The sequence below is a fragment of the Streptococcus sp. HF-1907 genome (assembly GCF_015594605.1).
Classification (GTDB): Bacteria; Bacillota; Bacilli; order Lactobacillales; family Streptococcaceae; genus Streptococcus.
In genome coordinates, this window is sequence record NZ_JADNQT010000003.1 from 77,694 (window position 1) to 93,018 (window position 15,325).

Here is a 15,325-nt window from a genome sequence, read left to right on the forward strand (position 1 = left end):
TTTAGAATGGCAAGTCATCATCACTAATATCCATAGGGTTTGTTGTCTGCCCTTGGAAAAACGACCCTTGTTGTGCATCCTTACCAAAGTTTGGTGTTTGGTATTGGTTATCAAATGGCGATTGGTAGCCTTGGTTGTTTCCGTTTTGGAAATTACCACCTTGATTGCCAAAGTTACCTTGGTTTTGTTGCTGTCCACCTTGTTGACTGTTGCGACTTTCTAGCAAGGTTACCTGTTCAGCAACTACCTCTGTTACATACACGCGCTGCCCTTGTTGATTTTCATAGTTGCGGGTTTGGATGCGACCAGTCACACCGATTAGCGATCCTTTGCCACAATAGTTTGCAATAACCTCCGCTGTGTTACGCCATGCAACAATATTGATAAAGTCAGCCTCACGCTCTCCATTTTGGTTTTTAAAGTTGCGATTGACTGCCAAAGAGTTTGATAGCGTAGCGATATTGCTAGGTGTGTACTGTAAATCTGGGGCTTTAGTCAAACGACCAACTAAAACAACATTATTTATCATCTACTACATCCTCAACTTCTAACACTTGCAAATCATGTGAGCCAAAATTTAATAAGTGGGCATAGCGTTCTTTGAATGAAATAGCAGCCATGTATGGATTTTCTGCATCCATTTCTGCCCCTAAGTCAAGCTGGGCAATTTTACCGCTAACATAGAACTTTCTCATAGGTCAGCCTCCTTGATAAACACACCATCAACCATTTTCCCTTGACGGTCTTTGATTTCATTCCATGCAATTTCAAAGCAAGCATCAATGGTTGTATCCTCGTTGATAGCTACCTTGTGCATTACACCTGTTAGGTTATGGATATGGAATTGAATTTGTGCCCTTGAGTTAATAATGCCTGGATTGTAAGTTAGGTCAATCAATCGATTAGCAATCAATCCAATTTCTTTTGATCCATACAGCAAGAGTAAATCAGTTGATACCTCATCTTTGATATAGTGACCAACCCCAGTGAGTGTTGGGTTAATCAACCGCTCAATCTTTTCAAATTTCATTTGTTGGGATAGGATGGTTAGGACAACCAAGACATCACCAATACTGTCATTTAACTTGTCTTGGTCTGTTTTAGCCTTACCAGCATTTAACTCCCCCCATTCTTCATTGAGCTTTTGCATCTGTTTCAAAGGGCTAGCTTTATCTAGCTCTTTAGCTGTTGACCAGCCTTTTACATTTTCAACCAATTCATTAAAAGACATTTGGTGTACCTCCTGTTAATTCATCCAGGGTTTTACCTTGTAACAAGGTTTCAAATGTGACCCCATTTTGTTCAAGCCATTCTTTGAAAAGTTTAGCTTGCTGATTACCTAGTGGGAAAGTTAGGCGTAAGTCATAGCTTACTGGCTCGCTAGGCTCAAATTTTAGCACTTCTGGGCTTGTTTCCGGTGTCGGTGGTACATTTACCCCTCCGACACTTTCAGATGGCTCATTTTCGATAATCTCGCCTGTTTCTGCATCAATAGCCTTGATGTTCTCATTAGCTTGTTCTTGAGCCATACGCTCAATCTCTGCTTTGCGTTCTGCCTCTGCTTTAGCTATCGCCTCTTGTTGCTCTTTGCGTAAAGCGATGGCATCACGATCTGACTTCATGAGCTTTAGGACATCAACAAGTGATTTACCATCTTCAAGGTGTCTGATATAGCCATCTACTGGCAAATCGTACTCTTGGGCTTGTTCCTCAATAGCTTGTTTGCTGGCTTTAAATTCTTCTAGCGCATCAAATTCAGCTAGTACCAAAGCATCCATTTCATCCAGGGTTGTTTTCTTGAGTTCAAATTTACCTGGTTTAAAGTATTTTTTGAGGCTGTACTCATCGTACTTACTTTCAAAGGTTTCTTTTAGGATGCCTGCTGTCATGCACTTATCTTCAAAGTTCACACGGACAACATCCACGCGCATCAATCGCTCATGTTCATCAACGGCATTTAGCCCTGCTGTGATGTTATCAATGACCGTATCAAGTGGGGCAAGTGTTTTCTTATACCACTTTTCAAACTCTGAATAGGGGTTGTTGATGTTTGATTTGATTTCTTTGCGGCGTGTCTCAAGAGCTTGTTTTAGTTTGTTGAGACGTGTCCGCTCATCGTAATCAGCTTTGTAAGTTGAGGCTGTCACCTCATAATCTGTGTACTGTGCAACGATTGCTGCAAGTTGTTTCTCTACGCTATCATAATCAACATTGATGACAGCTGGTGTGAAATCTACCTTGATTTCTGTTAAGGCGCTATTGGTTACATCTTTTACCATGTGTTACTCCTATAAATTGTTAAAATCATTCTGACCTTGAGCTTTCGTCATAGATGCTTTGAGATAATTCATCACTGTTTCAAAGTGCTCAACTGGTACTTGGTGGAAATCTTGAATTTGATAATGCTTTTGAATAGTGATGATCAGATCATCAAACTGTTTACCTGTCACTTGGGCAAGTTGCCTAATACCATTCAAGATTTGATTGTACTGATTGTTATCAACGTACCTTACTTGGTTTTGTTGGGGTTGCTGATTGTTTGGGTTCTGTTGTTGATTGCCTTGAGCCTGTTGTTGGTTTTCTTCCACTGGGTACTCGTCAACGTCTTTCTCACCGATAGCAAACAATCCTTGTACTGCGTATTTTCTAGCGTATGAGCTGACCGCCCCTGTCCATTGTGGTACTTGCATCTGCTGAATAGTAGTGCCTTTCTTTGTATGGATAACTGGCACTTCTGATAGCTCTGCATATCCGGGCGCTTTATGTACCTCATCACCATTACTTGCTATGGCAACAGATTTATAAAACAGTCGCCCTTGCAACTCTATGGGGTCGCAATCTTCAAATTTCAGTACCCAACTACTATCAAGCTCTTTAAATTTGGTTGTAATATCTTCAACATTTCTAAATGAATAACTTACACCCTGTTTCTTTTGTTTCCCTAGTTGCATCTTTTGTTGCAACTCTGGAAATGTTAAATCTGCCATATCTCCCTCCTAAATTGTGGATAACTTTAGTTATCCCTCTTTATTATTCTATAAGGATAAGTTTGTTTTTCTTTAGTCCTTATTATGAGTTTGTGCCGTAAGGCTCAAGATTGTTATCAGTTGGTGTGCGTCAGCACCACATTATTTATTAGTTAGTTATTGTTATATTATTAGTTATTATTAGTGTTCGATTTTGCATTTTTTGCATTTTGCAAAATTGTAAAATCCATTTTTTGGTTTTGCATTTTTTGGTTTTGCATTTTTTGGTTTTTGAAAAAATGGTATGCTGTGGATAGAACAGCTCACTCTTTTTCTGTGGATAACTTTTGTTGGTTTTTAATGTTGTAAAATTTCTCTTCAACATGCGACCAAAACAAATCCGTCATTTTGGTATCAGATGCAAAGATATAAGTCTCTACACCCTTGCCCTCACTATATTTAATAACCCTTATGTAACTAGCATCTATTAGCTCTTTGTACTGTTTCCTAACCTTAGCCACGCCATCCGTGGTACGAGTAACCATTACATTCAGATAAATTCTAAATGTTGGTTTATTTATCAACATCCTAGTCAATAAACCAACAGCACCATTGCTTAGAGTTTTATCTTGAGCATAAGCATTATTAAGCTTTGTGTAATTACCGTTGTTATCCCTGAAAGATAAAATTCATATCCATTTCTGTCATTCAGCGTTCGCCTCCCATCTAAAGTTTAACGCCCGTTGCTTTCTAGCCATCGCTAAAATAGCAAGCGTGTCAGCAACCGTCAGACCGACCAGACTAGTGATTAAAACGTCACTTAGCTGGTAGTATTTGCGTTGCCAATTGCTGATCAGTAGTTGTTGTACAGTAGTTAATTCATCCATACTTAAGCGCCTGTCCTCATCCAATTCTTGTGATACCACTCAATAACCGCATCTCGTGGAAATTTATCACGTCCACCCTTAATTCTTGGAAAATCCTCAAGGGAGTTAAAACGCATATCAAAGGTTGTGGTATCTGTTGTTCCAAGTAACATAAGAGAACACTGTTTTTTAGTTAATTCCATAGGAAAGCGATAGCGCTCATCATTGATAGTAGCCATGACCTGCACGGCTCTTTCTCTCAGCCCCATTTCGAACTGGTCAAGTAGTTGAACCATTAAATCATTCATGATAAAATATCCTTGTAATGTTTTTGTAAGTCACTGATTTTTTAGTGGCTTTTTTGCGCTCTCAATCTGATATAATAAAGCCAGAAAGGAGGCAAAATATGATAACATGCTATATTATTGTTAATGGACGGACAAACCGAGAACCACTATCTCTACTAAAAATTCCAATGATAAAGATTTTGTTGAAATCTAGTCAGTAGCTTTTTCAAAGTTGCCCCTTTCTTACCTGTGCCAAAGTGGTCAGTGTGTCAGCAACTGTCAGACCTACCAAGCTAGTAATCAATACTTCGCTCAATTGGTGGTGCTTCCGTTGCCAATTACTTACCAATAGTTGTTGTGTACTGTCTAATTCTTCCATTCTGTGGTATAATTTAGGTAGTTATTTTTGCTATGCGCCTCATTTGGATTGCCGTCCAGAGGTGCTTTTTTATTGTAACCACTTATCCTGCCTTTCTAATCGTCAAACACAATGCGCTTGCGCGTGATGGTTTCATCTTATCTGCTCCTTCCTCACTTTTATACACTTGAAGTGTAGTTTTTATTTGAAAAAATAACATCATCAATCGTTAGACCAACGATGTCACAAAAATGCTTAGCCATATCAACTCTCATAATGGTTGAATAGTTTTCATAATCATCGTAAGTCGGTCTTGATACACCAAGCTCTTTCGCCATTTGCATCTTTGTATAACCGACTTTTGCACGCGCCATCTTTATGGTAAACTGCAATTCATCCACTCCTTTCTAAATCGTCAGCGTAACGACAGTTGTTTTCCTTGTCTAAGGTTGCCTCCTTACCTCAACCTTGATTATATTATACTACACTTGAAGTGTAGTGTCAATGTTTTTTTGCAAAAAAATATATTTTCTTTACAAAAAAACACTTTAAGTGTATAATTTACCTATAGAACAATAGAGAAGGAGGTGCTTTTTATGTCGCAATTGTCTCGAAATATTAAAGATTTTCGAAAAAATTCGGGATTGACTCAAAGAGAGCTAGCTAAAAAACTCCAAGTAGCCCCAACAGCCATCTCAGCATGGGAACTTGGAAGAAATCAGCCTTTAATGGATAAACTTGAGCAAATGGCTCAAATATTTGGTGTTAAGAAATCTGAATTGCTTGGTGAATATACAGCAGAAAATTCAAAACAAGATGGTGCAAACACTATTTCAAATATCTACAACGAGTTGACCGAAAGCAACAAAAAGAAAGTCATAGACTTTGCTACAATTCTTAGAGATAAACAAAATAGAAAACCAATAAAACTAACAACGCTCTTCATTACTGGCTTTGTATCAGCAGGTAACGGTGTTGTGCAAGATGATTATGTTGACGCTGAAATCACAATACCAACTGATGAAGTGCCAGATAACTTTGACAGCGTAGCAAAAGTTATCGGTGAATCAATGGCACCTAAAATCAAAGATGGTGATTTGCTATTTATCAAAAATACACCTCAAGTTGATTACAATGATATAGCTGTTTTTCAGGTTAATGGTGAAAACTTTGTAAAGCAGCTAAAAAACGATGGCACACCTTATCTTAAATCACTCAATCCAGATTATGATGATATTATTTTATCAGAGCATGATGATATCCGTACAATCGGTGAAGTGGTTAGCGTATACAGAGAAAATTAAAACTATGTGCAATGTCTGATACACATAAAAAGCTGGCTAGAAAAAAACAAATTATGAATAAGAAAGTTATTATTGGATTAGGTGCTGTTGCTCTTCTAGGTTTTTCTGCTATTACTGAAACTAATTCAATATTGAATACTAACAGCCACACTGTTTATGCAGCTACCAAGAAGAAAACAGCTAAACAAAAACTACGCTCTAAATTTGATAAGATTACCGTTGGCGATATGGCTAACTACGGAGAGGGTGGTTCAAGCATAGACGATGTTAAAAAACTTCTTGGACAACCTCAATCTACTACTACAGACACATCAACTGGTACACAAACTGACATGGTTACTTGGACTAAAAAAGGGGTAACAATTACAGTACAATTTATTGAGCAAAAAGCAATTGCACGCTCAATTACTGGCTTTGAATTTAGTCGTAAAGCCACTATTGGGTTAGCTGAGTTCAATGCTTTAGCAGATGGTACATCTTACACTGATGTAGTTGCTAAATTTAAAGAACCAGATAGCATTACTGAAACGGTTATGCTTGATAGCCGTACAACAATGGCGACTTGGGTAACTGGTGTAAAAGGTAGTGCTGGTGCCAATATCGTTCTTACATTCACAAATGATGTTTTAACTGGCAAAACACAAACTAATCTGAAATAAATAAAAAAGTCCTACCCTCTCCACGACCAAATTTTGAGGGTAAGACTTTACAAGATGATATAGTAATAACCTGCTTTGTAGTAGGTCGTTTTACTGTACCCATTTTAACAAAAAAATGAGGTAAAAACAACATGGCATCAATTAGAAAAAGAAGTAATGGCTGGGAATATCGCATTTCCTATAAAAAACCTGATGGCTCTTATGGTAGTAAATCAAAGGGCGGATTTGCTAACAAGACATTAGCTAAAGCGGCGGCTATCAAAGCAGAAAACAAACTCTTAAACAACGTGATGGAAAACGAAAATATCACCTTGTACGAGTTTTCAAAATCATGGGCTGAAATTTACAAAAGACCTTACGTTATTGACAAGACATGGGAGACGTACACTAAGAACCTAAGGCACATTCAAAATTACTTTGGCAACATTAAGCTAAAAGATGTTAGCCATATCTATTACCAGCAGAAACTTAATGAGTTTGGTCAAAAATACGCTCAAGAAACGCTTGAAAAGTTCCATTATCAGATTAAGGGAGCGGTAAAAGTGGCAGTGCGTGAAAAACTGATTATGACTAACTTTGCAGAAGGAGCTATTGTCAAGTCACAAAAAGCAAAAAGACCTAAAGAAAATGACTTTTTAGAAGAAGAGGAATACCTCTCTTTGATTGCTGAAACTCGTAAAAATATCAAATATGTCACTTATTTCACTCTATATCTAATTGCTGTTACTGGTTTACGTTTTGCAGAGGTCATGGGCTTGACATGGGACGATATAGACTTTGATGCAGGTATCATTAGTATCAATAAATCTTTTGATTATTCAAATACTCAAAAATTTGCACCTACTAAAAATCCTCAATCAGTGAGACAAATCCCAATTGACCAAAACACCATTGACCTGCTAAAAGAATACCGTTGCAATTATTACCAGAAAAATAAACTTGGTCGGATTTGTTACGGTACATCGAACTCATACACCAATAGAAAACTTAAAAAATTAGTCGGAAGAGATGTCCACAATCACTCATTGAGACACACTTACGCATCCTATTTGATTTTTAAAGGCATTGACCTCATTTCAATTTCACAACTTCTTGGACATGAAAATTTAAACATCACCCTTAAAACATATGCCCACCAATTAGAAAAACTAAAAGCTAAGAATAACCAGGCCATCAAGGAAATATTCTACAGCATTTGATTTTGGACAAATTTTGGACAAAGGCAATCAAAACCTTTAATATCAAGGGATGTCTTAGCCGTCTACCGCCTTGAAGTACCTACTAAAAGTCCGAGAAATCGGGCTTTTTTATTAAATTAAACTAAGATTTCGGAGTGTAATTTTTACAAATAAAAAGTCCTCTCAAAAATAGGAGGAACCTTACTTTAGTTGCTTTTTTCAAGTGCAATTTCTCGCTTGATGATGGGATTATGGCGGTAAGAATAATAAAGCTGCGCGGTCATGAATAGCCAAATAACTGGCTCACAAATAACGACCCCGAAATAACCCGTGTGCGGAATGAGGAAGATGACAAAAAGTATTTTCCCGATAAGTTCGATAATACTTGAAATCAAAGGCGTTATTTTCTGACCAAGTCCTTGTAGGTTATTTCTTAAAATAAAGAGGCAACCCAGGACTGGGTAAAATGGCGTGTTCCAATTGAGATAGGTGGCACTTGCCGATAGAAGCTCTGCCTTATTGGACCCCGAAATCAGGTGAGTCAAAAATGGACCCTCAAAATAGAGAAGCACACAAGAAATTAAGCCCCAAGAAATCGATAACCGACTGGCCTTTTTCACACCTTCATGGACACGATGACGCTTCCCAGCTCCGTAATTTTGTGACGTGAAGGTCGCAATGCCCGCTGCGATGGCAGTCAGTGGCATGATAAAGAAAGATTGAATCCGACGCGCCGTGGTCTGAGCTGCAATCATGGTCACACCCAGACTATTGATTGACGTTTGCAGGATGACCGTCCCGATTGACACAATGGATGACATAAGCCCCATAGAAAGCCCCTGTCCTAGAAGGTCACGGTAAAGGGCAGTATCTTTGGTAAAATGCTTGCGCTCTGGGACGAGGATATGGCATTTCTTGTAGATGTAAGTGATACAAAAGATGGCAGATACCAGCTGTGCCGTAACGGTAGCGTAGGCAGCTCCCGCCACCCCCAGATGAAATTGGGTAATAAAAACAATATCCAATTGCGCGAAGCAGACCAGCTCCCAGATTATAAGTAAAGGTCACAATGACAAAAATCATAATCTTTGAAATATAGCTATAAGACTGGGCAATAATATTACTAGGAGTCCCTAACAACACCAAGAGTGGCTTCAAACCAAATGAGCCTATCAACATAACTAACAGACTCAAGCCCAAGCCAATCACCATTGTTGAAGCGACAGCCTTCTTAACCTGAGTCTCATTTTTAGCACCATAATGTCTCGCGATGACGATACTCATGCCGTTACCAACACCGAGTGCGAAACCGACAATTAATTCAAAAATGGCAGCTGTTGCTCCAACAGAAGCGAGAGCTTTTTCCCCTAAAAAATGTCCAACAATCATGGTATCAGCCGTGTTATAGAGCTGCTGGAAGATATTGGAAACCATAATTGGCAGGGCAAAGAGGGTGATGACCTTGAGGACAGGACCCTTGGTCAGGTCGATAGTAGTCGTTTTCATGCTTGCTCCTAATCGTTAGAAAATCTTAGGTTTAGTATAGCATTTGAAAAGTGGTTTTTGTAGGGGAGGTTTCGTATTTTCCAGATAAAATCTTGTGACTAGACTGGTCCTGTGATAAAATAGGGTAACTTTAAACATTTAGGAGGTTTGCTGATGAAAAAATTACAAGTTGGTGACCATATCCGCGTCTTGAGTCCTTCTTCATCTATCGAGCGCTTGGGTGGTTTTGAGGAAAATTTAACAGCCAAGGAAGCTTTGGAGGAACTCGGTTTTCAGGTGTCATTTTCTAAACATTACTTGGAGAATGACCTGCTTTACTCCGCTTCTATTGAGAGTCGTGTTGCAGATTTGCATGAGGCTTTCGCTGATGATTCTGTGGACGCCGTTTTGGCAACTATCGGTGGTTTTAACTCAAATGAACTTTTACCTTACTTAAACTATGATTTAATGGCTACGCATCCAAAGATTATCTGTGGTTATTCCGATTCGACTGCCTTTCTCAACGCCATCTTTGCTAAAGCGGGCATTCAGACCTACATGGGACCGTCATACTCCAGCTTTAAAATGAAAGAGGGACAGGCTTATCAAACCAAGTCTTGGTTGACTGCCATGACTGAAACCGAGTACAACCTTGTCCCAAGTGAGAAATGGTCCAGCGACCCTTGGTATGACCCAAGTCAGCCCCGTCACTTCTTTCCAACCGAATGGAAAGTTTACAATCACGGTCAAGCCAAAGGAACCATCATCGGAGGAAATCTCTCAACTTTTGGATTGCTTCGTGGCACGCCTTACGCCCCCCGACCTAAAAATTACATTTTATTAGTTGAGGAGGCTGAGGAAGATGATTTTTATGAATTTGATAGACATTTTGCAGCCATCCTTCAAGCCTATCCAAACCCACAAGCTATTCTCATCGGGCGTTTTCCAAAAGAATGTGGTATGACGCCTGAGCTATTTGACTACATCTTGTCCAAACACCCCATTCTCAAAACGATTCCTGTTGTTTATGACATGGATTTTGCCCACACACAGCCACTCTTTACCGTAACTATTGGTGCCGAGATGACTGTGGATACTGAGACTATGACATTTAAAATTGAAGAGTAAAACAAACAACCTGCCACCGATTTATGAAGCGACAGGTTGTTTTTATTTAAATAATTTACCAAATAATCACACGGTCTTCTGGGGCACGCCACATGCCGTCACCTTCTTTGACATCAAATTCTTTATGAAATTCTTCAAAGTTTGTGATAGTAACATTGGTACGCCATTTGCCTGGAGCATGGACATCGACGCTGACCATCATTTGCATGAATTCGTCGCGCGCCTTCATACGCCAGATAGTTGCAAAGTTGATGAAGTAATCGCGGGCTGAGAAATCTGCTTCACGCTCTGCTGCTTCAAGTGCGCAGGCTACACCACCGAGGTCAGCTACGTTTTCAGACACGGTCAATTTACCATTGACTTTGGCACCGTAAGAGTCCAGACCGTCAAACTGGTCAACCACCTTATCTGTACGTTCTTTGAAGGCTGCATAATCTTCTTCTGTCCACCAGTCATTGAGGCTTCCATGTTCGTCAAATGACGCGCCGTTGGTATCAAAGGCGTGAGAAATTTCGTGGGCGATAACCGCACCAATACCACCGTAGTTAGCTGATGAGCTTTGCTCCAATGAATAGAATGGCGATTGCAAGATTGCTGCTGGGAAAACGATTTGGTTTTGTTGAGGGTCGTAGTAAGCATTGACCATGTTAGCTGGCATATGCCACTCGCTACGGTCAACTGGCTGGTTCCACTTGCTCCAAGAATGAGCGATTGAGATTTTTGCCAAGTTTTGCGCATTTTCCACCAAACTAAGGTTTTCATCGATGACTTTCTTAGCATAAGTTTCTGGCAATTTCTCTGGATAACCGATGTGTGGTGTGATGACGTTTAGTTTTGTGATGGCTTTTTCACGTGTGGCTGGCGCTAACCAATCAGCAGTTTCTAAACGTGATTTATAGACATCAATCATAGTCGCCACTTTGGCCTCCACATCAGCCTTAGCTTCTGGTGAGAATTTTTCACCCGCATACCAAAGTCCGAGGGCTTGGCTGTAAGCACCTTGCGCCAAATAGTAGGCAGCTTTACGTTTGTCCATGGCTTGAGGTGTTCCAGAAAGAGCACGGCCGTATGCACCAGACAAGACACGGATCTCATCTGTCAGATAACTATTGAAGCTAGTCACAGCTGAGACGATAAGGTCTGCCTTGATAAGCTCCCAGTTCTTTTCAGAATAATAGTCTGCCGCAAAATCCGTCCAGAAACGTTCTTCAGGAACGATAACTTGGTCTGGCACTTGTCCTAAGATTTGTTTGAAGATAGCATCCAATGGCAATTCTGGTGCTAATTTTGTGAAATCTTCCCACTTGTACGGGTGGTAGAGTTTAACATACTCTGAAGATTCTTCACGGGACAAAACGTACTTAGCCAATTTGGCATCCAGTTCAAGGATTTTATCCAAGTAGTCTTTGATTTCTTCTGCTAAGAAGCCGAATTTTGCAAGAAGCTCTTCTTCTGATTTACGCCATGTAGCAAGTAATTCTTGCCCTTTTTCATTGCCCTCTTCATAGTAGGTTGTGTCTGGCAAGATGATGCTTGGTGCTTCTGCCCAAAGGACATTAAGCTGGGCATTCATGAAGTCTGGTGCCACACCAAACGGGAAGAGATTTGGTTTGCCTGCCATCTCATAGTCGGCAATTTTATTAGCAAATTCGGTAAATGATCCTAACGCCTTGTATTCTTCAATCAAAGGAAGAACTGGTGCCACACCAACTTCTTCACGCTTATCATAGTCGGCAGTCATGCGGTGCAATTTGACAAAATTTGCCAAGATTGGGTCATCTGGTACATCTTTTCCTTCCAACCATTGGTCTGTCGTCGTCAACATTAACTCTTCAATCTCATCTGCTAGGTCTGAAAATCCACCTGTACGGGGTTTGTCAGCAGGGATAACCGCTGTTTTAGCCCATTCGCCATTGACAGCTTCGTAAAAATCATCTTGATATCGTGTCATGAAAATCTCCTTCAATTTGTAATCTCTTACATTGTATCAAAAAAGTGTTATAATTGCTGAGAGAAGATAAGATAAATGTTACTATAAAGTGATTTACTCAAGCATATAGGAGGTCATTATGACTGAAAAACATTACAACTGGGCAACACTTGGTACTGGAGTTATCGCTAATGAGCTGGCGCAAGCTTTGCAGGCACGCGGTCAGAAGCTCTATTCTGTAGCCAATCGTACTTATGACAAGGGCTCAGCTTTTGCTAATAAGTACGGGATCGAAAAAGTCTACGAACGGATGGATGAGGTGTTTGAAGACCCCGGAGTAGATATCATTTATATCTCTACTCCTCACAATACACATATTCCCTTCTTACGTAAGGCTCTAGCAAATGGGAAACACGTACTTTGTGAAAAATCTATTACACTAAATAGCGATGAATTACAAGAAGCTATTGACCTGGCCGAAAAGAATCATGTGGTTCTTGCTGAAGCCATGACCATTTTCCATATGCCAATCTATCGCCAACTTAAAAGCTTAGTAGACAGTGGGAACTTCGGTCCACTTAAGATGATTCAGATGAACTTTGGGAGCTATAAAGAGTATGACATGACGAATCGCTTCTTTAATCGTGACTTGGCTGGTGGAGCTCTTTTAGACATTGGTGTTTACGCCCTATCCTGCATCCGTTGGTTTATGTCTGAAAGTCCAAATCAAGTTAGCTCACAAGTAACATTTGCACCAAGTGGTGTCGATGAACAAGTTGGAATTCTATTATCAAACTCAGCTGGTGAAATGGCAACCGTCAGCCTTAGCCTTCACGCTAAACAGCCCAAACGAGCTACCATCGCCTATGATAAAGCTTATATCGAGCTATTTGAATACCCTCGAGGACAGGAGGCTGTAATCACCTACACCGAAGATGGACACCAAGAAGTAATTAAATCAGGGCAAACTCAAGACGCCCTCCAGTATGAAGTTGCTGATATGGAAGAAGCTGTTGCTGGTCTCGGAAACCGTATGTACCTAGACTACACCAAAGACGTCATGACCATCATGACCCAGCTGCGAAAAGAATGGAAATTTACCTACCCAGAAGAAGAGTAATTGATAGACAAAAAAGCATGGGGTTTCCTTTCAACAGGAAGCATCATGCTTTTTTGAACGTTTTACGACTTGTCACTAGCTGTGTGAGAAGATAAATAACTCCAATCACCACACTGATGAGTGCATAGTAAAGAAAAGCTGCACTAGGGTTTGGGTTCAAGTATTTGAAGAGTTTTAGGACAATAGCTGCGCTGGCTCCCCCTAAGTTACAGAAGAAAAGCACGATGGTTGTCGCTGTTCCAATCAGGGGCGCAGCCATTTTTTCAGAAACCAAAGTGAAAGCTGAGGTCACCACCAAGCTGTATAAAAAGCCTGATAACATTGCTCCAGCTGTTAGGAGCAAAAGGTTAGGAGCCTTGGCGATGAGGAGCAAGCTCCCCGCAAAGAAAATGAGTGCCAGTGGCGTCAAGTATTTTTTCAGACCTGACATCAAAGGGCCAAAGCAAACGCCAGCTACAATTCCCATGAGCATCATGGCACTGAGAGCGAGACTAGCTTGACTGGCTGTTCCAAGTTTGAGACTGTCCACCAAAACCGGGATACGCAGGCTATTGGCGCTATTTACATTAATAACAAAACCAGCTAGCAGAGCCAACCCAATAATATAAAGCAAGTCTTTTGCTGTAAAGCGCGCCTTTGGATGCTCGCTATCTTCACTTTTTTTCACCGAATGACGCGGTGCAAAGGCTAGGTAAAGCACCAAAATAGGAAGAGCAAAAAGGTAGATGACAAAAGCCTTTGACCAACCAAAAGCAATCAAGAAACCGACCAAGGCTGTTAAAATGGCATTTCCCAGAACCTCAAAAGAACCGCGGAGCCCTAACAGTCGCACGCGCTCCTGTCCTTGATAGTTTTCGCTGATGATATTGATAGCTCGCGCATTGATAAAACCAATCCCAACTCCAAGTAAAATCCGTGAGACCAGCATCAAGGGATAGGACTGCCAGACCAATGGCATACTCCCGCCGAAGGCAATCAAGACCAGACCACAGATGACCGTCAAGCGTTCAGATAAGACCTTGCTAAGCCAAGGCGTTAAAACCAGCATACCTAAAATGGCGAATGAGGAGATTGAAAAAAGTGATTCCACCTGAGAAGCAGATACTCCCTGACTTTTAAAGTGAGTAATCATCTGAGGCAGAGCCGTCGATGGTGAGAAGGTCGAGACCAGCATCAGGGATAGCGATAAGAGACTAACCTTTTCCATTGTCTTTTTCATGTATTTTCCTTTGTTTCTGTTATGTTTTTTCACTATAAAAAGAGTATAATCATTAATGGATAAGAAAAATAGGACATATGTCCTAAATGCTTCAAAGGATTTTTGAAAATGAACTTAGAAACCTGTATTCAGGGCTATCAGCTGGAAAATATTTTTCCGACTTCTTATTTTCAGGACTTGCAGTTGACCAAGGTCAAGGCTGGTCAGAGCGTTTGTCAGCAGGGAGAAGATTTGGTCGCTCTGTCTTACTTTATCAAAGGCAAACTGAAAATCGTTCGAAGGCTTTTCAACGGCAAAGAATACATCCTCAACATTCAAGAGGAGCCTACCTTGATTGGTGACATCGAGCTTTTCACCGACCAGACGACCGTTTCATCGGTGGTTGCTTTAGAGGATTCTTGGCTGATTCAATTGCCTCTTTTGGGAAGAAAGGCAGAGCTTCTGCAAGACCCACGGGTGCTCTTAAAACTCGGTCAGGGCTTGGCTCAGTCGCTCTACGACCAAAATATTCGTGCTTCTACCAATCTGACCTACACGGTCAAGGAACGCTTAGCAACTCATATTTTGGCTGTGGAGACTGATAATTATTGCCGTTTAGAATTGGCACCCCTTGCGGATTCTTTCGGCGTCAGCTACCGACATCTGACTAGGGTTCTGAGTGAACTGACCAGCCAAGGCATCCTTGAGAAGCGCAAGCCCTATTACCATATCAAAAACCGGCAAGAGCTGGAACGGTGGCGCATCGAGGACTGACCCTCTAACTTTATCTATCGCTCCTTTTGTGCTAAACTAGAGGAAGCGAATCTGCTCAAATCGAAAGGAAAT

General features: G+C 40.6%; 16 protein-coding genes and 1 pseudogene. 6 read left to right on the forward strand and 11 right to left on the reverse strand.

Annotated features, from left to right (window positions below; translation table 11 throughout):
* Position 1 precedes the first annotated feature (1 nt).
* The 8 genes from ssb to IYQ92_RS03275 form a co-directional block, all read right to left on the reverse strand.
* The gene (ssb, locus tag IYQ92_RS03240) at positions 2-529 is read right to left on the reverse strand and encodes a single-stranded DNA-binding protein (RefSeq protein ID WP_195675313.1); all 528 of its coding nucleotides are present in this window, start codon (positions 527-529) and stop codon (positions 2-4) included.
* Positions 519-695 (reverse strand): hypothetical protein, encoded by a 177-nt coding sequence (locus IYQ92_RS03245; protein WP_195675314.1) that lies wholly within the window; start codon positions 693-695, stop codon positions 519-521. Before IYQ92_RS03245 ends, ssb begins: the two co-directional genes overlap by 11 nt.
* Positions 692-1,231, reverse strand: a complete 540-nt coding sequence (locus IYQ92_RS03250; RefSeq protein ID WP_195675315.1) for a MazG-like family protein — start codon at positions 1,229-1,231, stop codon at positions 692-694. Before IYQ92_RS03250 ends, IYQ92_RS03245 begins: the two co-directional genes overlap by 4 nt.
* Positions 1,221-2,279, reverse strand: a complete 1,059-nt coding sequence (locus IYQ92_RS03255; protein WP_195675316.1) for a DUF1351 domain-containing protein — start codon at positions 2,277-2,279, stop codon at positions 1,221-1,223. The genes IYQ92_RS03250 and IYQ92_RS03255 overlap by 11 nt, the downstream gene beginning before the upstream one ends.
* A gap of 9 nt (positions 2,280-2,288) precedes the next feature.
* On the reverse strand, positions 2,289-2,987 hold the full coding sequence (locus tag IYQ92_RS03260) for an ERF family protein (RefSeq protein WP_195675317.1): 699 nt from the start codon (positions 2,985-2,987) through the stop codon (positions 2,289-2,291).
* A 683-nt stretch (positions 2,988-3,670) separates the two neighbouring features.
* Positions 3,671-3,853 (reverse strand): hypothetical protein, encoded by a 183-nt coding sequence (locus IYQ92_RS03265; RefSeq protein WP_195675318.1) that lies wholly within the window; start codon positions 3,851-3,853, stop codon positions 3,671-3,673.
* A gap of 2 nt (positions 3,854-3,855) precedes the next feature.
* Complete coding sequence (locus tag IYQ92_RS03270) at positions 3,856-4,140, reverse strand: DNA-binding protein (RefSeq protein ID WP_195675319.1); 285 nt, start codon at positions 4,138-4,140, stop codon at positions 3,856-3,858.
* A 516-nt stretch (positions 4,141-4,656) separates the two neighbouring features.
* Positions 4,657-4,869, reverse strand: a complete 213-nt coding sequence (locus IYQ92_RS03275) for a helix-turn-helix transcriptional regulator (RefSeq protein WP_229311281.1) — start codon at positions 4,867-4,869, stop codon at positions 4,657-4,659.
* A 204-nt stretch (positions 4,870-5,073) separates the two neighbouring features.
* Here IYQ92_RS03275 and IYQ92_RS03280 point away from each other — a divergent pair, with 204 nt between their 5' ends.
* The 3 genes from IYQ92_RS03280 (at position 5,074) to IYQ92_RS03290 (ending at position 7,639) form a co-directional block, all read left to right on the forward strand.
* Positions 5,074-5,781, forward strand: a complete 708-nt coding sequence (locus IYQ92_RS03280; RefSeq protein ID WP_195675320.1) for an XRE family transcriptional regulator — start codon at positions 5,074-5,076, stop codon at positions 5,779-5,781.
* Between the two features lie 53 nt (positions 5,782-5,834).
* Positions 5,835-6,440 (forward strand): DUF3862 domain-containing protein, encoded by a 606-nt coding sequence (locus tag IYQ92_RS03285; RefSeq protein ID WP_195675321.1) that lies wholly within the window; start codon positions 5,835-5,837, stop codon positions 6,438-6,440.
* Positions 6,441-6,571: 131 nt separating this feature from the next.
* A complete protein-coding gene (locus IYQ92_RS03290) occupies positions 6,572-7,639 on the forward strand; it encodes a site-specific integrase (protein WP_195675322.1) in 1,068 nt (355 codons plus the stop codon).
* Between the two features lie 185 nt (positions 7,640-7,824).
* Here IYQ92_RS03290 and IYQ92_RS03295 read toward each other — a convergent pair.
* Positions 7,825-9,124 (reverse strand): annotated as a pseudogene (locus IYQ92_RS03295) (MATE family efflux transporter).
* 153 nt (positions 9,125-9,277) lie between these two features.
* Here IYQ92_RS03295 and IYQ92_RS03300 point away from each other — a divergent pair.
* On the forward strand, positions 9,278-10,231 hold the full coding sequence (locus tag IYQ92_RS03300; RefSeq protein WP_195675323.1) for a S66 family peptidase: 954 nt from the start codon (positions 9,278-9,280) through the stop codon (positions 10,229-10,231).
* A 55-nt stretch (positions 10,232-10,286) separates the two neighbouring features.
* On the opposite strand, the gene IYQ92_RS03305 is transcribed toward IYQ92_RS03300, so the two are convergent.
* Complete coding sequence (locus IYQ92_RS03305; RefSeq protein WP_195675324.1) at positions 10,287-12,182, reverse strand: M13 family metallopeptidase; 1,896 nt, start codon at positions 12,180-12,182, stop codon at positions 10,287-10,289.
* A gap of 118 nt (positions 12,183-12,300) precedes the next feature.
* On the opposite strand from IYQ92_RS03305, the gene IYQ92_RS03310 reads away from it, so the two are divergent.
* Positions 12,301-13,281 (forward strand): Gfo/Idh/MocA family protein, encoded by a 981-nt coding sequence (locus IYQ92_RS03310; protein ID WP_195675325.1) that lies wholly within the window; start codon positions 12,301-12,303, stop codon positions 13,279-13,281.
* Positions 13,282-13,324: 43 nt separating this feature from the next.
* Here the strand turns inward: IYQ92_RS03310 and IYQ92_RS03315 are convergent, their stop codons facing one another.
* Positions 13,325-14,500, reverse strand: a complete 1,176-nt coding sequence (locus IYQ92_RS03315; protein ID WP_195675326.1) for an MFS transporter — start codon at positions 14,498-14,500, stop codon at positions 13,325-13,327.
* Positions 14,501-14,608: 108 nt separating this feature from the next.
* On the opposite strand from IYQ92_RS03315, the gene IYQ92_RS03320 reads away from it, so the two are divergent.
* Positions 14,609-15,253 carry a cyclic nucleotide-binding domain-containing protein gene (locus IYQ92_RS03320; protein ID WP_195675327.1) on the forward strand — a complete coding sequence of 215 codons (645 nt, stop codon included), beginning with the start codon at positions 14,609-14,611 and terminating at the stop codon, positions 15,251-15,253.
* Positions 15,254-15,325 lie beyond the last annotated feature (72 nt).